We start from the raw sequence: 20,538 nt of genomic DNA on the forward strand, positions 1-20,538 counted from the left end.
GCGACATTCTCCCTCACACGACCTTGGTCGACACTGACTAACCCCATGCATCATGCGAGACTGTCCAACCGGGCCTGAAATGCCCGGGCGTTCTTATGCTCGGAGTTACCATGACGCTGTCCAGCGGGCTGATCGCCGCCGTTGCCCTGGCCTATATGGCCATTATGTTCGCCATCGCCTTTTATGGTGACCGCCGCCGTGCGCCGCTGCCGCCCCGCATGCGTGCCTGGGTGTACAGCCTGTCGCTGGCAGTCTACTGCACCAGTTGGACCTTCTTTGGCTCTGTAGGGCAAGCTGCCGAACAGTTGTGGGCGTTTTTACCGATCTACCTGGGACCGGTGCTGCTACTGGTGCTGGCACCTTGGGTGCTGCAAAAGATGATCCTGATCAGCAAGCAGGAAAACATCACCTCCATCGCCGACTTTATCGCCGCACGCTACGGCAAATCCCAATCCCTGGCCGTGGTGGTGGCGCTGATCTGCCTGGTCGGCGTACTGCCCTATATCGCCCTGCAACTCAAAGGCATCGTGCTGGGGGTGAACCTGCTGATCGGCGCAGGTGCCGACACCACGGGCACCCGCGCCCAGGACACGGCGCTGATCGTGTCACTGGTTCTGGCCCTGTTCACCATCGTCTTCGGCACCCGCAACCTCGACGCCACCGAGCACCACCGTGGCATGGTGCTGGCGATTGCGTTTGAGTCGCTGGTCAAGCTGTTCGCCTTTCTCGCGGTCGGCGCGTTTGTGACCTACGGCCTGTATGACGGTTTCGGCGACCTGTTCAGCCAGGCGATGCTTGCACCGCGCCTCGACGAATACTGGAAAGAGACAGTCAACTGGCCGTCGATGGTGGTGCAGACCGGCGTGGCCATGATGGCGATCATCTGCCTGCCCCGGCAGTTCCATGTGACGGTGGTGGAGAACATCGACCCGCAGGACCTGCGCCTGGCCAAATGGGTATTCCCCGCCTACCTGATCCTCGCCGCACTGTTCGTCGTCCCTATCGCCCTCGGCGGCAAGATGCTGTTGCCCGGTTCGGTATTGCCGGACTCCTACGTAATCAGCCTGCCCATGGCCGAAGCGCATCCGGCCCTCGCCGTACTGGCGTTTATCGGCGGCGCCTCGGCAGCCACCGGCATGGTGATCGTGGCGAGCATCGCCCTGTCGACCATGGTCTCCAACGACATGTTGCTACCCTGGCTGTTGCGCCGTTCCAGCGCCGAGCGGCCGTTCGAAGTGTTCCGGCACTGGATGCTCTCGGTACGCCGGGTCAGCATCGTGATCATCCTTCTGCTGGCCTACGTGAGCTATCGCTTGCTGGGCTCCACCGCGAGCCTGGCGACCATCGGCCAGATCGCCTTTGCCGCCGTGACCCAACTGGCACCGGCGATGCTGGGTGCGTTGTATTGGAAGCAGGCCAACCGGCGCGGCGTGTTTGCCGGCTTGGCGGCGGGGACTTTCCTGTGGTTCTACACCCTGGTCCTACCTGTGACGGCGAAAAGTCTCGGCTGGTCGCTAAGTCTTTTCCCTGGCCTGACGTGGATGCACTCCCATCCGTTTGGCTTGTCCGTGACCTCATTGACCCTGGGCACCGTGTTCTCCCTGGCAGGCAACTTCACGCTGTTCGTGTGGGTGTCGATGCTGTCGCGCACACGGGTGTCCGAGCACTGGCAGGCTGGGCGTTTTATCGGCCAGGAAATCAGCCAGCGCGCCAACGCACGCTCGATGCTGTCGGTACAGATCAGCGACCTGCTCAGCCTGGCCGCACGTTTTGTCGGCGAAGAACGCGCCCAGCAGAGTTTTATCCGCTTCGCCTATCGCCAGGGCAAAGGCTTCAACCCCAACCAGAACGCCGACAACGATTGGATCGCCCACACCGAACGCCTGCTGGCCGGTGTGCTCGGCGCTTCGTCGACACGCGCTGTAGTAAAAGCCGCGATTGAAGGTCGGGAAATGCAACTGGAGGACGTCGTACGTATCGCCGACGAAGCCTCCGAGGTGCTGCAATTCAACCGGGCCCTGCTGCAAGGTGCGATTGAAAACATTACCCAGGGCATCAGCGTGGTGGACCAGTCTCTCAAGTTGGTGGCGTGGAACCGGCGCTACCTGGAGCTGTTCAACTACCCGGAAGGCCTGATCAGCGTCGGCCGGCCGATTGCCGACATCATCCGTTACAACGCCGAGCGCGGCCTGTGCGGGCCGGGTGAGGCCGAAGTCCATGTGGCGCGTCGCCTGCACTGGATGCGCCAGGGCCGCGCGCACACCTCAGAGCGCTTGTTCCCCAACGGGCGGGTGATCGAGCTGATCGGCAACCCGATGCCTGGCGGTGGTTTCGTCATGAGCTTCACCGACATCACCGCGTTCCGCGAAGCCGAGCAAGCGCTCACTGAGGCCAACGAGGGCCTTGAGCAGCGGGTGACCGAGCGCACCCATGAACTGTCGCAGCTCAACGTGGCACTCACTGACGCCAAGGGCGTGGCCGAATCCGCCAGCCAGTCGAAGACCCGTTTCCTCGCGGCGGTCAGCCATGACCTGATGCAACCACTCAACGCCGCCCGGCTGTTTTCCGCCGCGCTGTCACACCAGAACGACGGCATGTCCAGTGAAGCCCGGCAATTGGTGCAGCATCTGGACAGCTCGCTGCGTTCCGCCGAGGACCTGATCAGCGACCTGCTGGACATCTCGCGCCTGGAAAACGGCAAGATCAACCCGCAGCGCCAACCCTTTGCACTCAATGAGCTGTTCGACACCCTCGGCGCCGAGTTCAAGGCCCTGGCCCAGGAACAAGGCTTGCGCTTTCGCGTGCGCGGCAGCCGTTTGCGGGTGGACAGCGACATCAAGCTGCTGCGGCGAATCTTGCAGAATTTTCTCACCAACGCCTTCCGCTATGCCGACGGCCCGGTGCTGCTTGGCGTACGTCGCCGCGAGGGCGAGCTATGCCTGGAAGTCTGGGACCGTGGCCCCGGCATTCCACTGGATAAACAGAAGGTGATCTTCGAAGAGTTCAAGCGTCTCGACAGCCACCAGACCCGCGCGGAAAAGGGCCTGGGCCTGGGCCTGGCAATTGCCGATGGCTTGTGTCGCGTACTGGGCCACCCGTTGCGCGTGCGCTCCTGGCCGGGCAAGGGCAGTGTGTTCAGCGTCAGTGTGCCGTTGGCGCGCAACCAGGCCAGCCCACGGGTGTTGGCGACACTGGAGAACGGCCAGCCGCTGAGTGGCGCGCAAGTGCTGTGCGTGGACAACGAAGAGAGCATCCTGATCGGCATGCGCAGCCTGCTGAGTCGTTGGGGCTGCCAGGTGTGGACGGCTACCGACCAGGCGCAATGCGCGGCACTGCTGGCAGACGGCGTGCGTCCGCAACTGGCCTTGGTGGATTACCACCTGGACCATGGCGAAACCGGCACCGAGTTGATGGGTTGGTTGCGCGCGCAATTGGCCGAGCCGATTCCCGGCGTGGTGATCAGCGCCGATGGCCGTCCGGAGATGGTGGCCGAGGTGCACGCGGCCGGGCTGGATTATCTGGCCAAGCCGGTGAAGCCGGCGGCGTTGCGCGCGTTGCTGAGTAGGCATTTGCCACTGTAGCCAGGCCGTGCTCGATCGGAATTGTGGGCGGGGTTTATTCAGGCAGATGGGCAACGCCATCGGAATCGGTCATTGCCCGTTCCAGCAGGTCGGCAGGGAGACTTTTGCTGGCACGCGCACCAAGCAACTTTAACTGCTCGGTACGGCTGACCAGATTTCCGCGGCCATCTGTAAGCTTGTTCCGCGCCGAGCTGTAAGCCTTATCCAACTGCTGCAGACGATTGCCTACTTCATCCAGGTCCTGGATAAACAACACGAACTTGTCGTACAGCCAACCGGCACGCTCGGCGATTTCACGGGCGTTCTGGCTCTGACGCTCCTGCTTCCACAGGCTGTCAATCACCCGCAAGGTGGCGAGCAAAGTGGTCGGGCTGACGATCACGATATGGCGGTCGAACGCTTCCTGGAACAGGTTCGGTTCAGCCTGCAGCGCGGCGGAAAACGCCGCCTCGATCGGCACGAACAACAATACGAAATCCAGGCTATGCAAGCCTTCGAGGCGCTTGTAATCCTTGCCGGCCAAGCCTTTGACGTGATTGCGCAGGGACAATACGTGTTGCTTGAGCGCCGCTTGGCCGATCACTTCGTCGTCCGCGCCGACATACTGTTGATAGGCGGTCAGGCTGACCTTCGAGTCGACCACCACCTGCTTGTCGCCGGGCAACATGATCAGCACGTCGGGCTGGAAGCGCTCACCGTCCGGGCCCTTGAGGCTGACCTGAGTCTGGTATTCACGGCCCTTCTCCAGGCCAGCGTGCTCCAGCACCCGCTCAAGGATCAGTTCGCCCCAGTTGCCCTGGGTTTTCTGGCCCTTGAGGGCGCGGGTCAGGTTGGTGGCCTCGTCCGACAGACGCAGGTTCAGTTGCTGTAGGCGCTCCAGTTCCTTGGCCAGGGAAAAGCGCTCGCGGGCTTCATTCTGATAGCTTTCTTCCACACGTTTTTCGAAGGATTGAATGCGTTCCTTCAACGGGTCGAGCAACTGGCCGAGGCGTTCCTGGCTGGTCTCGGCAAAGCGCTGTTCGCGCTCATCGAAGATCTTGCCGGCCAGTTCGGCGAACTGCGCACGCAGCTCGTCACGCGAACCTTGCAGGTCAGTGAGGCGTTGCTGGTGGCTGTCCTGTTGCTCGCGCAACTCGGCGCGCAAGGCCGCCGACAGTGCATCGAGGCGGCGTAGCTCGGTGTCCTTGGCGTTGCGGTCGAGGTTCCAGGCGTGGGCGGCGTCGCGGGCATTGTCGCGGTCGATCTGCAACAGTTCGACTTCACGGCGCAAGGCGGCCAAGTCAGCTTGCTTGGCGGCGTTGGCGTGGCTCAGGTCGCTGATTTCGTCGCGACTGGCGTCCAGTTGAGCCGCCAGGCCTTCCTGGGCCAGTTGCGCAGTCGCCAGGCGCTCTTCGAGCAGCTCCCAGCCGGTGGTGCGGGCGGTCAGCCGCCGTTGAAGCTGCCAGCACACGGCCAACAGAGGCAACGCGGCGCCAGCAAGGCCCAGGGCAACACTGGTCCAGTCAAAAACCATAGCCATTTCTGCCATTACCGAAAAAGAGCAAGGTTAACGGAGCATAGGGTCTGACGACAGCTCAGTCTTCGACCTGGCCCAGTTCGCGTTGGGCGCGACGATCACCGGCGCGGGCAGCCTGGCGCAATAGGTCATGGCCGATGCGGCGGTCGCGGGCGTTACCGCATTCACGGCACATCAGCTGGCCCAGGCGGCTCTGGGCGGCCACCACGCCATCACGGGCAGGCTGCTTGAGCAAACGCCCGGCGAAGTGTTTGACGTTGGTGCTGTGCCCCAGGCGCGGGCTGTCGAGCAGCCACAAGGCAACCTTCAAGGAGAAACGCTTGGGTGCGGTAACAGTCTGGGGGGTGTCGGTAACAGAAGGTGATACTGAGCGAAACTTCATAAAGCACTGTGGGGCAGATCGGAAGGCGCGCCACTCTACTCTTTTTTTCGTACAGGTAAAGCTGAAAAATCTCAGCACGCCCGTTCTAGAGCAAGCGCTAGGGACAATCCACAGAAGCTGTGGATAACTCAGTGGACAACCCCCCTTTAACCCGCGCAAAGGCCCGTGGAACGGGGGCCGCAGTCAAACTGACGATTTTTTCACCAATTAAAAAAAGCGAGATTTTTCATTGACTTAAATTTCCATTGCAGGCTAAAGGCGGCCCTGCTAAGGAGTTGACAGGTTGGTTACACACTCCGCAACTAATGTGCACAAGTCCCGATCAGACGGTTATATCGGCGGCTTTTTTTGCTGCGACTTCTACGAAAAACGTTACCGGCGAGTCGCGTGGGAGGACTTTCCAAATCGATACAGGCTGGCCACACTGCTCTACCCATAACGCAAGCGTGCACCGCCCATGAAAGGAATTCTGTTATTCGCACTCCTGCTGCTCGCAATCTGCGCAACCGCCCTGGGCATCAACGCGGCCCTGCCCGCGCCTGACGGCGCGTTGTTTGCCATCGCCATCCTGCTGTCGGCCGCCTTTACTGCCATAAGCCTGTGCATCGAGTTGGGTGACGGCAGGATCAACGACATGCGCGACGTGATGCAGGTGATTGAAGCCGGCCAGTCCTGGCGCCTGACCCTGGCGGCGTACGCCTTGGGTTGCTCCCTGGCCGCAGCCGCTACGGTGCTGATCTATCGCAGCCTGATAGGGGGTTGATTGAAGTTTTTTGGCTAGCACACTTTCTTTCCTTGTTTCAATCCGTTACTATCCGCGGCGTTAGTACCAAGCTGAAAGTCAATTCTGGTCGAACAACTCCCCCGAACAACGCGGGACCGACCACCTCGATGGTTTCCAGGTATCACTTGCGACGACACTGCCTTTGAACAAGCAAAGGGTGCCGCGAAGTTTCAATACTCTGACCGAACCAACCTGCAAATTGATCAGGATCTTCACCCTGGGCCCAGAACCTTTGCCCCTGTTGTGTTGCCTGCCCTCCTAAGTACCTACCTGCCAGCCCAAGCGCGCCTAACTTATTAGCGCTTCAAACTGGCTGCTTTGTTCCAGTCGGGTTCTTCGTTTGATCAATGGTGATCAACGTTACTGGAACGTTTTAACGTTGCACGGTTCTTATCCGTGTCATTTGTAGGAACACCAATAATATGAACGCTCAAATCCATACTCAGGATGCCATTCGCACCCTCACCAACGCTTTTGCACCAATGAATTGCCTGATCATGGCTGCTCGCAAAGGCTGCTTCAGCTTCACCCTGGTCAACGAACACGGCATCGCTCGTCACAGCGAACGCCTGTACCCCGATCAATACTCCAGCGCCGAGCCGCTGCAGGCCGTGATCGAGCGTACCCGTCAGGCACTGACTGCCTGATCGACCCGAGTCGCTGAAACACAAAAAACCCTGTTTAAAACACAGGGTTTTTTATTGCCTTGAATGTGTAGATTCGGCTTTTTTACTAAGTTCAAACAGATATAAACGATATAACTAAATGAATAAGATGTTTTAAAAACAGTCCTTTACATCATGAATATGACACTACACTTCAACTCAAGCGGCATGATCCGCTTCCGGCGAGCCTGAGATCCGATCCACCGCTGCCAAGCCCCCACCTCTCAGGCCTCGTCGACCACTTCCGTCACGGATTGAGGCTTGTATGGGTATCGCTGCCAGCGAATTGTGTCGTTATGTGATCCGGCCAACGTTGATGTACCTGGGCCGCCACAACCAGACGGCTGAAGCCCTGCTACTGGGCATCGCGGCCAGCCAGTCGGAACTCGGCTCCGCCTTGCACGACCGGCGCGGCCATGGCCTGTACAGCATCACCGAACCTCGCCATCGCGCCCTGTGGGACAACTACCTGGCGCTGGACCCCGAACGCGCCAGCCTGGTACGCGGCTTGGCCAGCCAACATGCCTTTCTCAGTGCTCCCCAACTGGAACTCACCGTAAACCTGCGTTACGCCACCGCCATTGCCTGGCTATTGGTGGAACAACATCACCCCGCCCTGCCCCCTCCCGGCGATGTTTTAGCCATGGCACGTATCTGGAAAGAAATATTTCATCCCCAAGGAAGGCTGCGCGATTTCACGCAAACCTGGCAAACCTGTGTTTCACCCATGAATCACGCGGTTTGCTGACCGGGCAATTTGCAAGATTCGCCAAAAAACCCGAATTTTGGTCGGATTGTCCTACAAAACCGCTCTATCTCCTGCATTACAGCCTATAGCGCGATGTGAGATTTATTGATACTTTCCGCAGCGGTGATCACCACGGAGTTCTAATAATGAAAAAAGTAATGCTCAAGACCACACTTAGCCTCGCCGTTGCCATGGCATCCTCCCAACTGTTCGCAAGCGGTTTCGCACTCAACGAACAGAGCGTCAGCGGGATGGGTACGGGTTTCGCAGGTCGCTCCTCTTCTGCCGATGATGCAAGCACTGTCTACGGTAACCCTGCCGGTATGTCCCGCCTGAATGGCCAGCAAGTCACCGGTGGTGTTGCGGCTATCGATGCGTCGACCAATATCAAGGATACGGGTGGCGTTTCCAGCGGCTCCAACAAAGGTGACATGGTTCCATTCACCGCCGTACCTTTCGGTTTCTACACCAACAAACTCAACGATCAGTGGGCTGTCGGCTTCGGCGTGTACGCACCGTTCGGCCTGGTCACCGACTATGAAAACGGCTTCCAGGGCCGTGGTTTCGGCAGCAAGAGCGAAGTGAAGGTGATGACCTTCCAGCCAACTGTCAGCTATGCCTTCAACGACCGCGTGTCCATCGGTTTCGGTCCGACCATCAACCGGATCTCCGGGGTACTGGAATCGGAAAAAACCCTTAACGCGGCACTTCCCGACACCAACGTCAAGATCAAGGGTGACGACACCGCGCTGGGCTTCAACATCGGCGTGCTGGTCCAGGCAACCGATACCACCCGCGTCGGCCTGACCTACCACTCCAAGGTCAACTACAAGCTGGAAGGCCACACCACCGTCAGCGGCCCAGCGCAGACTCAAGGCTTCCTGCGTAACAACCGTTACGACGCCTCGCTGAAAATCGAGACTCCGGAATCCTACGACCTGTCGGTCACTCAAGACCTGACTGACGCCTGGAAACTCTACGCCGGTACCACCTGGACTCGCTGGAGCCGCCTGAAAGAGATCACCGTCAACAACGAAGGCGTGACCGGAGCCAACGGCGGCATTCTCGCCCCGAGCCGAATCAGCAGCATCACCGAGAAACAAGACTGGCACGACACCTGGGCTTACGCCGTGGGCACCTCGTACCAGCTGACCAAGCAGGTTGTGCTGCGTACCGGCCTGACCTTCGACCAGTCGCCAACCAACAACCAGGACCGCTCGCCACGTATCCCTACCGGCGACCGGACGATTTTCAGCGTTGGCCTGGGCTACGCAGTCATGGACAACATGACCATCGACCTGGCGTATTCCTACCTGAAGGAAGAGGACGTGAAGGTGAACAACACCGCCGCGCCGTCGAGCTACCGCGCCAAGTATGAAAACAGTGCCAACGGTTTCGGCCTGGGCATGACTTACAAGTTCTGATTCAGAACCGCGCAAAAAAGCCCCGCTCTCCTGCAAAGGAGGCGGGGCTTTTTGATGGCTGACGATCAGGGCTTCGAAGCCAACGCCTTCTCCACCGCTTCGATCAAATCCGGGCTGTCCGGCTTGGTCAGGCTGGAAAAATCAGCAATCACCTTGCCCTGGCGGTCGACCACATACTTGTAGAAATTCCACTTCGGCGCATTACTCTGCTGCGCCAATACCTTGAACAAATGCACCGCATCCGGCCCCTTGACCTTCTGCGGTTCGGTCATGGTGAAGGTCACGCCGTAATTCACGTAGCAGACCTTGGCAGTCTCCTCGCCGGTCTTGGCCTCTTGCTTGAAGTCATCTGAAGGCACACCGATCACTTCCAGCCCTTGATCCTTGTAACGTTGATACAAGGCTTCTAGGCCTTTGAACTGCGGGGCGAACCCACAGAAGCTCGCGGTATTGACGATCACCAGGGGCTTTCCAGCAAAACGCTGGCACAAGTCGATGGATTCCTTGGCCCGCAGCTTGGGCAATTGGCCCTCCAGCAACGGCGGGCAATCGGCGGCCATTGCGGCACTGCCAATCGCCATCAGCACGGGTACAGCGAGCCAGCGCATCTGCATGTCGTGTGTCCTTGAAAAAGTCAGAGTCCGAACTTAACAGATCGACATACCCAGTTGCATCAACGCCAGGCCACCGTGCTGCCAACCCCACCAGGCGAGCAGCGTCAGGACCAACCCCGCCGCGATCAGCAAACCCCTTGCCGCTATGCTCATGCCGCCTCCATCTGCGCCTGCAAACGTGCCACCGGCCGCTCGCGCACGGGCCAATTCAATGCCGCCGCGAGCAGGCTCAACGCGATTGCGCCCTGCCAGATCAAATCGTAGTTACCGGTTCGATCATAGACCACCCCGCCCAGCCAACCACCAAGGAAGGAACCGATCTGATGGAACAGGAACACAATCCCGCCAAGCATCGAGAGATTTCGTACGCCAAATAGCGTCGCGACCGTGCCGTTGGTCAGCGGCACGGTGGACAGCCACAACAAGCCCATCGCCATGCCGAACAGGTAGGCGCTGGCCTGGGTCACCGGCGCCCACAGGAACAAGACGATGACCACGGCGCGCAGCAGATACAACGCGGTCAACAAGCGCGGTTTGGACATACGCCCACCGAGCCAGCCAGCGGTGTAGGTGCCGATGATATTGAACAGGCCAATCAACGCCAGCACCGTGGTACCTGTGGTTGCAGGCAGATGTTGGTCCACCAGGTAGGCCGGCAGATGCACGCCGATAAACACGACCTGGAAGCCGCAGACGAAAAAACCAAACGCCAGCAGCCAAAACCCTGAGTGGCCGCACGCTTCTTTCAACGCTTCGCCCAAGGTTTGCTGACCCGCCATCGCCGGCAGCGGGCGATCCTTGAGCATGCCGACCAGCGGCAGAATCAACGCCACCATCAGGCCCAACGCCAGCAACGCAGCGGACCAGCCCAACCAACTGATCAAACCCAAAGTGCCTGGCACCATGGCGAACTGGCCAAACGAACCGGCCGCGCTCGCGATCCCCATCGCCATACTGCGTTTTTCCGGCGCGACGGCACGGCCAACCACGCCGAGAATCACCGAAAATGAGGTGCCGGACAGGCCGATACCAATCAGCAAGCCTGCACTGAGGGATAACGACCACGCCGAGTCGGACAAGCCCATGAATACCAGGCCCACGGCGTACAGCACCCCACCGACAAACACCACTTTGGTCGCACCGAAACGGTCCGCCAACGCACCGGCAAACGGCTGCGCCAGGCCCCACACCAGATTCTGCAAGGCGATAGCCAGGGCGAAGGTGCCGCGCCCCCAACCGAATTCGGCGCTCATCGGTGCCAGGAACAGGCCGAAGCCATGCCGCACGCCCAAGGACAACGCCAGGATCAGCGCACTCCCCACAAGGATCCAACCACTGGTGCGCCACATCGAGGTCATTTCTTATTCTCCGTTCGCGGGTATATACCCGCTTGTATTGGAACAGACCCGCCGTCAGGCGAGTTCGTCCAGCAAGGCCAACAAGGTTTCGCGTTTATCTGCGCCGAGTTGATCGATCAATTTCTGCTGCGCTGCTTCCCACGCCGGTAACGCCGCGGCTAATCGTTGCGCACCGGCCTCGGTCAACAGTACCAGGCGGTTGCGCAGGTCATTGCCTTCCACCAGTTGCACCAGGCCTTCGCCTTCCAGCACCCGCAGGTTGCGCCCCAAGGTGCTGCGGTCCAGGCCCATGGCTTCCGCCAGGCTGGAAATGCTCGGTTGATCCAGACGCTGCAAGTTGCACAGCAAAGAATACTGGGCAACGTTGATCCCGAAGCCGTCGAGAGCGCCGTCGTAATGCCTGCTGACGCCACGGGCGGCACGTCGCAGGTTGGTGCATAAACATTGGGAGGCAAGCATGGAACGTGTATATACCCGCGATTAAGGATTTGCAAGAAAGTGTTACAGCGCCAAACCGACCAGAACCGCGACTTCCAGCAGTTCCAGCAAGGCCCCGGCAGTGTCGCCCGTGGTGCCACCGAGGCGCTTGACCATCAGGTGGCGCAAACCGACAAAACATAGCGCCGCGAGCAGCACCGCGATCCCGCCGCTGAAACCACCGATCAGCAGGCACGCCAAGCCACTGAGGATCAGCACCTGTTGGGCCACAACTCTCGGTAAATGATCCGACAGCGCCTGCCCCAACCCGCCGGCACGCACGTAGCGCGTGGTCAGGAACAAGCCCAGCATCGATGCGCGCCCGATCAGTGGCGCCAGGATCAGCGCTGCGCCGTTATGCTGCTCGATCAACGCCACCAGCGCGGTGAACTTGAGCAGCAGCACCAGACCCAGCGTGACCACGGCAATCGGCCCACTGCGCGGGTCCTTCATGATGGTCAGCGTGCGCTCGCGGTCGCCGAAGCCACCAAGCCAGGCATCGGCGCTGTCGGCCAGGCCATCGAGGTGCAAGCCGCCACTGAGCAACACCCAGGCGGTCAGCAACAACGCGGCATGCAGCAACAACGGGGCGCCCATCAACAACGCGTTCAAGCCCCACAACAGCGAGCCGAACAACAGGCCGACCAGCGGATAAAACAGCAACGAGCGCCCCAGCTCCTGCGGCTGCGGCATGCCCGGTAGGCGAATCGGCAAGCTACTGAGAAATTGCAGGGCGATCCAGAACGGCAACATCGTCAGATTCCTTCCTTCAGCACGCCGTCAGCCGCGACCTGCAGATTGAACAGCGCGCCATGGCCGACTTCGACATTCAGCAATTGCTCACGGGGCAAGCCCCGCGCCCGCGCCAGCAACAAGCGCATCACGCCGCCGTGACTGACCAACAACACCCGCTCACCGGCGTGCGCTTGATGCAAGCGTGCGACGGCACCCAGAACGCGGTCGGAAAAGTCGCTGACCGCCTCGCCCTCAGGCGGTGTAAAGCTGTAGGGATCTGCCCAGAACAAGCCGAGCGCTTCGGCATCGGTCTCCATCAGCGCCGCAGCACTTTGGCCTTCCCAGGCGCCGAAGTGCAGCTCTTGCAGATCCGGCTCCAGGCTGACCGGCACCTGCAACTGAGCGCCCAACTCTTCGGCAAAACGGGCGCAACGCTGCAAAGGCGAGCTGACCAGCCGATGCCACGGCCCCTGGGCCACCACGGCGGCGCGCATCTGCTCCCAGCCCTTGGCGGTCAGCGCGTCGTCCAGGCTGCCGCGCAGGCCGCCGCCCAGCTCGGTCTCGCCGTGGCGCAACAGGTCCAGGTGCAAAGTCATGCCGGGCGGTCTGCCACGGCGGCTTCGGCGAAGGTGGCCATCTGGCCGTGCAAGGCACACGCCAGGCGCAACAATGGCACCGCCAGGGCCGCACCGCTACCTTCGCCCAGGCGCAGGCCGAGCTCCAGCAGCGGCTGGGCGTCGAGGCTTTGCAGCACGAGACGATGGCCTGGCTCGGCGCCCCGGTGGCCGAACACCAGCCATTCGCGGCAGCCCGGGTTCAGGCGTGTGGCCACCAGCGCGGCGACGCTGCAGATAAACCCGTCCACCAGCACCACGATGCCTTCCTGGGCGCAGGCCAGGTATGCGCCGACCAGCGCTGCAATTTCAAAGCCGCCGAGATTGAACAGGGTGTGCAACACGTCATCGCGCTGCCCGGCGTGCACCGCCAGTGCCCGCTCGATCACCGCAACCTTGTGACTGACGCCTTGGGCATTCAAGCCGGTGCCCGGCCCCGTCAGATCGCTGACCGGGCAATCGAGCAACGCACGCGCCAGCGCACTGGCGGCAGTGGTGTTGCCGATGCCCATCTCACCGCCGATAAACAACTGCGCACCGCTCGCCAGTGCGCGACGCGCACTGTCACGACCGGCTTGCAACGCCAACCGCCCCTGGGCTCCAGTCATCGCCGGGCCGTTGACGAAGTTGGCGGTGCCCGCGCCGATGTTCAGGTGACGTACCCCAGGCAGGTTCAGCGACGGCGTGACCGTGCCGAGGTCGATCACTTCCAACTGCGCGTCCAACTGCCGCGCCAGTACGCTGATAGCGGCACCGCCGGTGACAAAGTTATGCAGCATCTGCCCGGTGACTTCCTGGGGAAACGCCGACACGCCTTCGGCGACCACACCATGATCACCGGCAAAGATCGCGATCCACAGTTGATCCACCGAAGGTTTGACCTGCCCCTGCAAGCCGGCCAATTGCACGGCCAACGCTTCCAGCTGGCCAAGGGAACCCGCCGGTTTGGTCAGTTGCTGCTGACGCGCCAAGGCTTGTTCGTACGCCGCAGTGTCAATCGCCTTACATGGGTTGAGCCACCAGATGTCAGTCATAACGCAGTACCTTTCAAAGTCAGGGGCAGGCCGGCAACCGTCAGGACAACACGCTGACAACGCTCAGCCAAAGCTTGATGCAGCCAACCGGCTTCATCCACATAGCGGCGAGTCAATTCGCCCAGCGGCACGACACCGAGGCCGGTCTCGTTGCTGACAAAAATGATTTCACCCGGCAGCGCGGCCAGGGTTTCCAGCAGTTGATCGCGCTCGAACGCCAGGCGCTGGGGGTCTTCGAGCATCAGCAGGTTGGTCAGCCACAGCGTCAGGCAATCCACCAACAGGCAGCGGCCGGCGGCGGCGTTTTCGCGCAGGACGCGGGCGAGTTCGACGGGTTCTTCGATCAGCCCCCAGTGGTCGGGGCGACGCTGGCGATGCAGGGCGACGCGTTCGTTCATCTCACCGTCCAGCGGCTGGCTGGTGGCGATGTAGATGACCGGCAACGCGCTGTCGCTGGCGAGCTTTTCGGCGAGACGGCTTTTGCCGGAGCGGGCGCCGCCGAGGATCAGTTGCAGCATAAGGTCACACCTTCCTGTGGGAGCAGTGCAGCAGTTGAAACCCACATACAGTTAAATCCCACACAGCGTGCGCAGCAATTCAGTGTCCAGGTGGTTCTCCACCAAGTCCGCCAACCGCTCGATGTCACGCTCGCGCAACGCGTGGTAATCCACGCTTTGCACATCCTGCAAGCCCGCCCAGCGCAGCAACGCGCTGCACGCGGCCGGGGTTTCGAACAGGCCGTGAAGGTAGGTGCCGAGGATCTGCCCATCCGCACTCTGGGCGCCGTCGCTGCGACCGTCATCCAACAACACGGCGGCGTTCGCCAGCGCGCTGCCGGACGTCACGCCCGCATGGATCTCATACCCGCTGACCTCGGCGTTTTCCAACAGCAGGCGCCCGCGCACGTTGCGCAGCTGCTTTTCTTCTTCCAGCGTGGTGCTGAAGGCCAGCAGCCCCAAGCCATGGCTGGAGCCCGACGGCCCTTCCAGGCCCAACGGGTCGTGAACCTGCTCGCCGAGCATCTGCAAGCCGCCGCAAATGCCAAGCACTTTGCCGCCATAGCGCAAATGTCGCGCCACGGCGCTGTCCCAGCCGTTGGCACGCAAGTAGGCCAGGTCGCTGCGCACGCTTTTCGAGCCCGGCAGGATGATCAGGTCGGCAGGCGGAATCGGCTGGCCCGGCCCGACAAATTGCAAATCCACCTGGGGATGCAGGCGCAGCGGGTCGAAATCCGTGTGGTTGCTGATGCGCGGCAACACCGGCACCACCACCTTGAGCACTTGGGCGGCCTTGTCGATCTGGCGCTTGTCGATACCATCTTCGGCTTCCAGGTGCAGGTCCATCACGTAGGGCAATACGCCCACCACAGGCTTGCCGGTGCGCGCTTGCAGCCAATCCAGGCCGGGTTGCAACAACGCAATATCGCCGCGAAAACGGTTGATGATGAAGCCTTTGACCCGCGCCTGTTCGCTCGGCGAAAGCAATTCCAGGGTGCCGACCAGGTGCGCGAATACGCCGCCACGATTGATGTCGGCGATCAGCAGCACCGGGCAATCCACGGCTTCGGCGAAGCCCATGTTGGCGATGTCGTTGGCGCGCAGGTTGATCTCCGCCGGGGAGCCCGCGCCCTCCACCATCACCACCGGATAGGCATCGCTCAGGCGTGCATGGGAGGCCAGCACGGCTTGCATCGCGATGGCTTTGTAATCGTGATAGGCCACGGCGTTCATGCTGGTGACGGCACGGCCGTGGATGATCACCTGGGAACCGGTGTCACTGTTGGGCTTGAGCAGCACCGGGTTCATGTCGGTATGGGGCGCCAGGTTGGCGGCCTGGGCCTGCACGGCTTGGGCGCGGCCGATCTCGCCACCTTCGGCCGTCACGGCGCTGTTGAGGGCCATGTTCTGCGGCTTGAACGGCGCCACGGCCACGCCCTGACGGACCAGCCAACGGCACAGCGCGGTGACCAGGGTGCTCTTGCCGGCATCGGAGGTGGTGCCTTGCACCATCAGCGTACTCATGCAGCGTCCTTGTAGGCTGTCAGCGCTTCGTCAAGGCGCAGCCAATCGGCGGCGCTATCAGGCAAGCCAAAACGCAGGCTGCTGTCGTGAACGAACAGGCGCAGCAAGATGCCGCGCTGCGCCATGAATTCGTGCATGCGCTCGGCATGCGGGGTGATCAGCCATTGGAACAAGGCACAGCCGCCGTGGGGTTGGAAGCCGTGGCGCTCAAGCAGGTCGAACAGCCGCTGGCTGGCCTCGATACAACGCTCGCGCTGGCGCGTGTGCCCGGCCGTATCCGCCAGGCAGACTTGGCCCAGCACGCGGGTGGGGCCGCTGACGGCCCAGGGTCCCACCTGCTCGGCAAGCAGCCTGAGCAACTTGCGCTCGGCCAGGACAAAACCGAGGCGCACACCGGCCAACCCAAAGAACTTGCCGAACGAGCGCAACACAATCAACCCGACCTGATGGGCCTGGCTCGCCAGGCTCAGGTGCGGCGTGACGTCCATGAAGGCTTCATCCACCACCAGCCAGCCGCCCCGCTGCGCCAGCCGCGCGTGCCAGTCCAGCAGGCGTTGCGGACTCAGGCTGAGGCCGGTGGGATTGTTCGGATTGACCACCACCAGCACGTCGAGGTTGTCGAGAAAGAAGTCGACTTCCTGCTCCAGCACTTCGCGCACCACATAACCGGCGCGGCGCCAGGCTTCGGCGTGTTCGGCATAGCACGGCGACAGCACGCCGACCTTGCCCGCCCGCCGCAAGCGCGGCAACAGTTGGATCGCCGCCTGGGAGCCCGGCACCGGCAGCAAATGGGCGGCGCCGTAATATTCGCTGGCGGCGCGTTCCAGGCCGTCGTCGGTTTCCGGCAAGCGCGCCCAGGCCCGCAGCGGAATTTCCGGGATCGCCCACGGCCACGGCGCGAGGCCGCTGGACAGGTCGAGCCAATCGGCCTCGGCAATCCCGTATTGAATCGCTGCCTTGCGCAGCCGGCCACCGTGCTCAAGCATAGAATTGCGCCCCCGCGCATAGGATCAGCAGCCACAACCATACGCCGCGCTGCACCAGTTGCCAGCCTCGGTCGATGGAGTCCGCATCCGCCGCCGGGCCTTCGCCCAGTTGCGGACGTTGATGTACTTCGCCGTGATAAATCGCGGCGCCGCCCAATTCGACACCCAGCGCACCAGCGCCGGCCGCCATCACCGGGCCGGCGTTGGGGCTGTCCCACGTCGGGCCCTGGGTACGCCAGCACTTCAACGCCAGGCGGGTTTTGCCCAGCAACGCGTAGGTCAATGCCACCAGGCGCGCAGGAATATAGTTCAGCACGTCGTCGATCTTGGCCGCCGCCCAACCGAAACGTTCGAAGCGTTCGTTGCGATAGCCCCACATGGCGTCGAGGGTGTTGCTCAGGCGGTACAGCACCACGCCCGGCACACCGGCAACGACAAACCAGAACAGCGCGGCGAATACCGCGTCGCTGCCGTTCTCCAGTACCGACTCGGTGGCGGCGCGGGCGACTTCGGTACGGTCCAGTTCGCTGGTCTGACGGCTGACAAGGTAACTCACACGTTTTCGCGCTTCGTCCAGGTCATCACTGCGCAGCGCCTGGGCGACCGGGATCACGTGCTCGCCAAGGCTGCGCATGCCGAGGGCGCAGTACAACGCCAGGATCTCCAAGATCCAGCCGATATACGGCGCCCACGACAAAGCCGTGGCCAGCAGGGTCAACGGCACCACGGCGATAAACCACGCGGTCACGCCATGGCTGCGCCAGCCCCGGCCACCGCTGTTGAAGCGTTGCTCGATGCGCCCGGCGAAATTGCCGAACGCCACCAGCGGATGCCAGCGCCTGGGTTCGCCCAGCAGCGCATCCAGCGCGACTGCGGCGACACACAGCAAGGCCACACTCATTGACTCACTCCCCAAGAATTTTCGTACAGCATGTCACTCAGCGGCCGCGGCTCGGTCCAGCCTTCGAGTTGCAACATCGGCGCCGGGTAGAACGCAGCGACCGGGCCCAGGCACAGCACGGCCAGGGGTTTGGCGCCGGGCGGCAGGCCCAGCAGGTCGGCCAGGGCCTGGGGCTCGAACAGCGAGACCCAGCCCATGCCCAGGCCTTCGACGCGGGCAGCCAGCCACAGGTTCTGGATGGCACAGGACAGCGAGGCCATGTCCATTTCCGGCAAGGTGCGACGACCGAAGATGTGGCGCTCGCGGTCGTCCATCAGCGCTGCTACCAATACCTCGGCGCAATCGTGGATGCCTTCGACCTTGAGCTTCATGAATTCGTCGGAGCGCTCGCCCAGGGCTTCGGCGGTGCGGATGCGTTCTTCTTCCACCAGTTGCTGGATTTGCCCACGCAGTTGGCGGTCGCTGATACGGATGAAGCGCCAGGGTTGCATCAGGCCGACGCTGGGCGCCTGGTGTGCGGCCTGGAGCAGGCGCTGCAGCAGTTCAGGCGCGACGGTGCCGCCGCTGAAGTGGCGCATGTCGCGGCGTTCGGCGATGGCGCGGTAGACGGCCTGGCGGTCGGCCTCTGGGAAGGCGTTGTCGGTCATGGCCTCTTCGCGGGCAAGCCCGCTCCCACATTGGATTGGGTTTCGACGCGATCCCCTGTGGGAGCTGGCTTGCCTGCGATAGCGCCCTCCCGGTCTGGCGCAAACAGTGCCGCCACCGCCGCCGGATTCGACGGAAAGTAAAAGTGCACGTAGGAAGCCGTCATCCGCCCCTGTCGGAAAACCGCCTCGGCACCACGCCCACCGTTGGGGCTCACGCCACGGGCAATCGGCGTGCAGTCGGTGCTGGTCAGGGAGTGGTGATAGGTGTGACCGCGCAATGTGCCTTCCGGCAGTTCGACATTTTGCAGGGCCAGGGCGGCCAGTTTCTTTTGCATCACGGCATCGCCCTGCAGCAGACCGAGCAACTCGGCGCGCTGGCCGTCGACATCGGTGAGCGAGTCCAGCAGGTACAACATGCCGCCGCACTCGGCGAGCAGTGGTTTGCCAGCAGCGTGATGGGCACGGATCGCATCGAGCATCGCGGTGTTTTCCGACAGCGCCTGGTGATGCAATTCCGGGTAACCACCCGGCAGATACAGGCTGTCGGCGTCAGGCAATTGGCGGTCATGGATCGGCGAGAAGAAGTGCAACTCGGCGCCCATCGCCCGCAACAGATCGAGGCTGGCGCCGTAGGTGAAGGCGAAGGCTTCGTCGCGAGCCACGGCAATGCGTACGCCGTTGAGCAACGGCTCGGCCTCAATGATCTGCGGCGCAGCGAACGTCACCGGCGGCGGCAATGCGACTTCGCAACTGCTGCCCAGGGCTTGGGCGGCGGCATCGAGGCGCAGGTCGAGGTCATTCAGTTCGCTGGCTTGTACCAGGCCCAGGTGGCGGCTGGGCAATTCGATCCCGGTCTCGCGGGACAGCGCCCCGTACCAGCGCAGGCCTTCGGTCAGACTGCCTTCGAGCAATTGTGCGTGGCGCAGCGTGCCCACGCGGTTGGCCAGCACGCCGGCGAACGGCAGGTCCGGCTGATAACGCGCCAGGCCCAGCGCGAGGGCGCCGAAGGTCTGGGCCATGGCGGTGCCGTCGATCACACCGAGCACCGGCACGCCAAAGTGGCGCGCCAGGTCAGCGCTGGACGGCGTGCCGTCGAACAGGCCCATCACGCCTTCAATGAGGATCAGGTCTGCCTCGCCGGCGGCTTCCCACAACAGGCGACGACTTTCCTGCTCTCCCACCATCCACATGTCCAATTGATACACCGGCGCACCACTGGCGCGCTCGTGGATCATCGGGTCGAGAAAGTCCGGCCCGCATTTGAACACGCGCACCTTGCGCCCCAGGTTGCGGTGCAAACGGGCGAGCGCGGCGGTGACGGTGGTTTTGCCCTGGCCGGACGCCGGTGCGGCGATCAAGACGGCCGGGCAATGACGGGGCTGATTCAAAGTTCGACGCCCTTCTGTGCCTTGATACCGGCCTGGAACGCGTGCTTGAGCATGCCCATTTCGGTGACGGTGTCGCCCATTTCGATCAGCTCGGGCTTGGCGCCACGGCCGGTGACCACTACGTGTTGCATCGGCGGACGGGCTTGCAGGTCGCTGAGTACTTGGTCCAGATCGAGGTAGCCGTGTTTGAGGGCGATGTTCAGTTCGTCAAGGACGACAAGGCCGATGGTGGGATCTTGCAGCAGCTCGCGGGACACCGCCCAGGCGGCTTCGGCGGCGGCGATGTCACGTTGGCGGTCCTGGGTTTCCCAGGTGAAGCCTTCGCCCATGACGTGAAAACGCACTTGCTCAGGGAAGCGGCGGAAGAACAGCTCTTCGCCCGTGCTGTTGCGCCCCTTGATGAACTGCACCACACCGCACTGCATGCCGTGGCCCATGGCCCGAGCCAGCATGCCGAACGCAGAGCTGCTCTTGCCTTTGCCGTTGCCGGTGAGCACCAGCAGCAAACCGCATTCGTTGGGCGAGTTGGCGATGCGCTCGTCGATCACGGCTTTTTTGCGCAGCATGCGCGCCAGGTGGCGTTCGTCGCGTTCAGGGGAATCGGTCATGGCAGCTCTCCGTTGGGGCTGGACAAAAAACGGCGGGCAGGAAAAAGACAAAACA

The 20,538-nt window shown here is 62.2% G+C and carries 20 protein-coding genes; 5 read left to right on the top strand and 15 right to left on the bottom strand.

Features of this window, described 5'->3' with window-relative positions:
* The first annotated feature begins 110 nt into the window (after positions 1 to 110).
* Positions 111 to 3,581 (top strand): hybrid sensor histidine kinase/response regulator, encoded by a 3,471-nt coding sequence (locus OPU96_RS03485; RefSeq protein ID WP_498558651.1) that lies wholly within the window; start codon positions 111 to 113, stop codon positions 3,579 to 3,581.
* 34 nt (positions 3,582 to 3,615) lie between these two features.
* On the opposite strand, the gene OPU96_RS03490 is transcribed toward OPU96_RS03485, so the two are convergent.
* Both OPU96_RS03490 and OPU96_RS03495 read right to left on the bottom strand, forming a co-directional pair.
* Positions 3,616 to 5,094 (bottom strand): DNA recombination protein RmuC, encoded by a 1,479-nt coding sequence (locus OPU96_RS03490; RefSeq protein WP_412547860.1) that lies wholly within the window; start codon positions 5,092 to 5,094, stop codon positions 3,616 to 3,618.
* Positions 5,095 to 5,155: 61 nt separating this feature from the next.
* Positions 5,156 to 5,479, bottom strand: a complete 324-nt coding sequence (locus tag OPU96_RS03495) for an SEL1-like repeat protein (RefSeq protein WP_192297043.1) — start codon at positions 5,477 to 5,479, stop codon at positions 5,156 to 5,158.
* 457 nt (positions 5,480 to 5,936) lie between these two features.
* Between OPU96_RS03495 and OPU96_RS03500 the strand changes: the two genes are divergently transcribed.
* The 4 genes from OPU96_RS03500 (at position 5,937) to OPU96_RS03515 (ending at position 9,100) form a co-directional block, all read left to right on the top strand.
* Positions 5,937 to 6,242, top strand: a complete 306-nt coding sequence (locus OPU96_RS03500; protein WP_226454977.1) for a hypothetical protein — start codon at positions 5,937 to 5,939, stop codon at positions 6,240 to 6,242.
* A 443-nt stretch (positions 6,243 to 6,685) separates the two neighbouring features.
* The gene (locus OPU96_RS03505; RefSeq protein ID WP_005790139.1) at positions 6,686 to 6,910 is read left to right on the top strand and encodes a hypothetical protein; all 225 of its coding nucleotides are present in this window, start codon (positions 6,686 to 6,688) and stop codon (positions 6,908 to 6,910) included.
* 283 nt (positions 6,911 to 7,193) lie between these two features.
* Entirely contained in the window at positions 7,194 to 7,676 is a 483-nt protein-coding gene (locus OPU96_RS03510; protein WP_192297045.1) for a hypothetical protein, read from the top strand.
* 146 nt (positions 7,677 to 7,822) lie between these two features.
* Entirely contained in the window at positions 7,823 to 9,100 is a 1,278-nt protein-coding gene (locus tag OPU96_RS03515) for an OmpP1/FadL family transporter (RefSeq protein ID WP_498558652.1), read from the top strand.
* A gap of 65 nt (positions 9,101 to 9,165) precedes the next feature.
* Here OPU96_RS03515 and OPU96_RS03520 read toward each other — a convergent pair whose 3' ends face one another.
* From OPU96_RS03520 to cobO, 13 genes are all read right to left on the bottom strand, one after another.
* The gene (locus tag OPU96_RS03520) at positions 9,166 to 9,714 is read right to left on the bottom strand and encodes a glutathione peroxidase (RefSeq protein WP_226454975.1); all 549 of its coding nucleotides are present in this window, start codon (positions 9,712 to 9,714) and stop codon (positions 9,166 to 9,168) included.
* Between the two features lie 149 nt (positions 9,715 to 9,863).
* On the bottom strand, positions 9,864 to 11,063 hold the full coding sequence (locus tag OPU96_RS03525; RefSeq protein ID WP_226455219.1) for an MFS transporter: 1,200 nt from the start codon (positions 11,061 to 11,063) through the stop codon (positions 9,864 to 9,866).
* A gap of 63 nt (positions 11,064 to 11,126) precedes the next feature.
* Positions 11,127 to 11,531 (bottom strand): MarR family winged helix-turn-helix transcriptional regulator, encoded by a 405-nt coding sequence (locus OPU96_RS03530; RefSeq protein ID WP_192297048.1) that lies wholly within the window; start codon positions 11,529 to 11,531, stop codon positions 11,127 to 11,129.
* 42 nt (positions 11,532 to 11,573) lie between these two features.
* A complete protein-coding gene (locus OPU96_RS03535) occupies positions 11,574 to 12,302 on the bottom strand; it encodes an adenosylcobinamide-GDP ribazoletransferase (protein WP_498558653.1) in 729 nt (242 codons plus the stop codon).
* Positions 12,303 to 12,304: 2 nt separating this feature from the next.
* Complete coding sequence (gene cobC / locus OPU96_RS03540; protein ID WP_226454973.1) at positions 12,305 to 12,880, bottom strand: alpha-ribazole phosphatase family protein; 576 nt, start codon at positions 12,878 to 12,880, stop codon at positions 12,305 to 12,307.
* Positions 12,877 to 13,932: a nicotinate-nucleotide--dimethylbenzimidazole phosphoribosyltransferase gene (cobT, locus tag OPU96_RS03545; RefSeq protein ID WP_498558654.1), complete on the bottom strand. Its 1,056-nt coding sequence runs from the start codon at positions 13,930 to 13,932 to the stop codon at positions 12,877 to 12,879. Before cobT ends, cobC begins: the two co-directional genes overlap by 4 nt.
* A complete protein-coding gene (gene cobU, locus OPU96_RS03550; protein ID WP_226454971.1) occupies positions 13,929 to 14,450 on the bottom strand; it encodes a bifunctional adenosylcobinamide kinase/adenosylcobinamide-phosphate guanylyltransferase in 522 nt (173 codons plus the stop codon). The genes cobT and cobU overlap by 4 nt, the downstream gene beginning before the upstream one ends.
* A gap of 51 nt (positions 14,451 to 14,501) precedes the next feature.
* The gene (locus tag OPU96_RS03555) at positions 14,502 to 15,953 is read right to left on the bottom strand and encodes a cobyric acid synthase (protein ID WP_305391317.1); all 1,452 of its coding nucleotides are present in this window, start codon (positions 15,951 to 15,953) and stop codon (positions 14,502 to 14,504) included.
* On the bottom strand, positions 15,950 to 16,939 hold the full coding sequence (cobD, locus tag OPU96_RS03560) for a threonine-phosphate decarboxylase CobD (protein WP_305391318.1): 990 nt from the start codon (positions 16,937 to 16,939) through the stop codon (positions 15,950 to 15,952). Before cobD ends, OPU96_RS03555 begins: the two co-directional genes overlap by 4 nt.
* Entirely contained in the window at positions 16,932 to 17,840 is a 909-nt protein-coding gene (gene cbiB, locus OPU96_RS03565) for an adenosylcobinamide-phosphate synthase CbiB (protein ID WP_192297055.1), read from the bottom strand. Before cbiB ends, cobD begins: the two co-directional genes overlap by 8 nt.
* On the bottom strand, positions 17,837 to 18,487 hold the full coding sequence (gene bluB, locus OPU96_RS03570) for a 5,6-dimethylbenzimidazole synthase (RefSeq protein ID WP_192297056.1): 651 nt from the start codon (positions 18,485 to 18,487) through the stop codon (positions 17,837 to 17,839). Before bluB ends, cbiB begins: the two co-directional genes overlap by 4 nt.
* Positions 18,484 to 19,875 (bottom strand): cobyrinic acid a,c-diamide synthase CobB, encoded by a 1,392-nt coding sequence (locus OPU96_RS03575; protein WP_226454968.1) that lies wholly within the window; start codon positions 19,873 to 19,875, stop codon positions 18,484 to 18,486. Before OPU96_RS03575 ends, bluB begins: the two co-directional genes overlap by 4 nt.
* Entirely contained in the window at positions 19,872 to 20,483 is a 612-nt protein-coding gene (gene cobO / locus OPU96_RS03580; protein WP_015885241.1) for a cob(I)yrinic acid a,c-diamide adenosyltransferase, read from the bottom strand. The genes OPU96_RS03575 and cobO overlap by 4 nt, the downstream gene beginning before the upstream one ends.
* Positions 20,484 to 20,538: the final 55 nt, after the last annotated feature.

Source organism: Pseudomonas sp. RP-B7 (assembly GCF_059803535.1).

Bases quoted from the DNA above. Each gene is read 5' to 3' on its own strand.
- bluB (WP_192297056.1), bottom strand. From the start codon at position 18,487: ATGACCGACAACGCCTTCCCAGAGGCCGACCGCCAGGCCGTCTACCGC.
- OPU96_RS03510 (WP_192297045.1), top strand. From the start codon at position 7,194: ATGGGTATCGCTGCCAGCGAATTGTGTCGTTATGTGATCCGGCCAACG.
- OPU96_RS03485 (WP_498558651.1), top strand. From the start codon at position 111: ATGACGCTGTCCAGCGGGCTGATCGCCGCCGTTGCCCTGGCCTATATG.
- cobD (WP_305391318.1), bottom strand. From the start codon at position 16,939: ATGCTTGAGCACGGTGGCCGGCTGCGCAAGGCAGCGATTCAATACGGG.
- OPU96_RS03490 (WP_412547860.1), bottom strand. From the start codon at position 5,094: ATGGTTTTTGACTGGACCAGTGTTGCCCTGGGCCTTGCTGGCGCCGCG.
- cobT (WP_498558654.1), bottom strand. From the start codon at position 13,932: ATGACTGACATCTGGTGGCTCAACCCATGTAAGGCGATTGACACTGCG.
- OPU96_RS03530 (WP_192297048.1), bottom strand. From the start codon at position 11,531: ATGCTTGCCTCCCAATGTTTATGCACCAACCTGCGACGTGCCGCCCGT.
- OPU96_RS03515 (WP_498558652.1), top strand. From the start codon at position 7,823: ATGAAAAAAGTAATGCTCAAGACCACACTTAGCCTCGCCGTTGCCATG.
- cobU (WP_226454971.1), bottom strand. From the start codon at position 14,450: ATGCTGCAACTGATCCTCGGCGGCGCCCGCTCCGGCAAAAGCCGTCTC.
- OPU96_RS03505 (WP_005790139.1), top strand. From the start codon at position 6,686: ATGAACGCTCAAATCCATACTCAGGATGCCATTCGCACCCTCACCAAC.
- OPU96_RS03495 (WP_192297043.1), bottom strand. From the start codon at position 5,479: ATGAAGTTTCGCTCAGTATCACCTTCTGTTACCGACACCCCCCAGACT.
- cbiB (WP_192297055.1), bottom strand. From the start codon at position 17,840: ATGAGTGTGGCCTTGCTGTGTGTCGCCGCAGTCGCGCTGGATGCGCTG.
- OPU96_RS03535 (WP_498558653.1), bottom strand. From the start codon at position 12,302: ATGTTGCCGTTCTGGATCGCCCTGCAATTTCTCAGTAGCTTGCCGATT.
- cobC (WP_226454973.1), bottom strand. From the start codon at position 12,880: ATGACTTTGCACCTGGACCTGTTGCGCCACGGCGAGACCGAGCTGGGC.
- OPU96_RS03520 (WP_226454975.1), bottom strand. From the start codon at position 9,714: ATGCAGATGCGCTGGCTCGCTGTACCCGTGCTGATGGCGATTGGCAGT.
- cobO (WP_015885241.1), bottom strand. From the start codon at position 20,483: ATGACCGATTCCCCTGAACGCGACGAACGCCACCTGGCGCGCATGCTG.
- OPU96_RS03555 (WP_305391317.1), bottom strand. From the start codon at position 15,953: ATGAGTACGCTGATGGTGCAAGGCACCACCTCCGATGCCGGCAAGAGC.
- OPU96_RS03525 (WP_226455219.1), bottom strand. From the start codon at position 11,063: ATGTGGCGCACCAGTGGTTGGATCCTTGTGGGGAGTGCGCTGATCCTG.
- OPU96_RS03500 (WP_226454977.1), top strand. From the start codon at position 5,937: ATGAAAGGAATTCTGTTATTCGCACTCCTGCTGCTCGCAATCTGCGCA.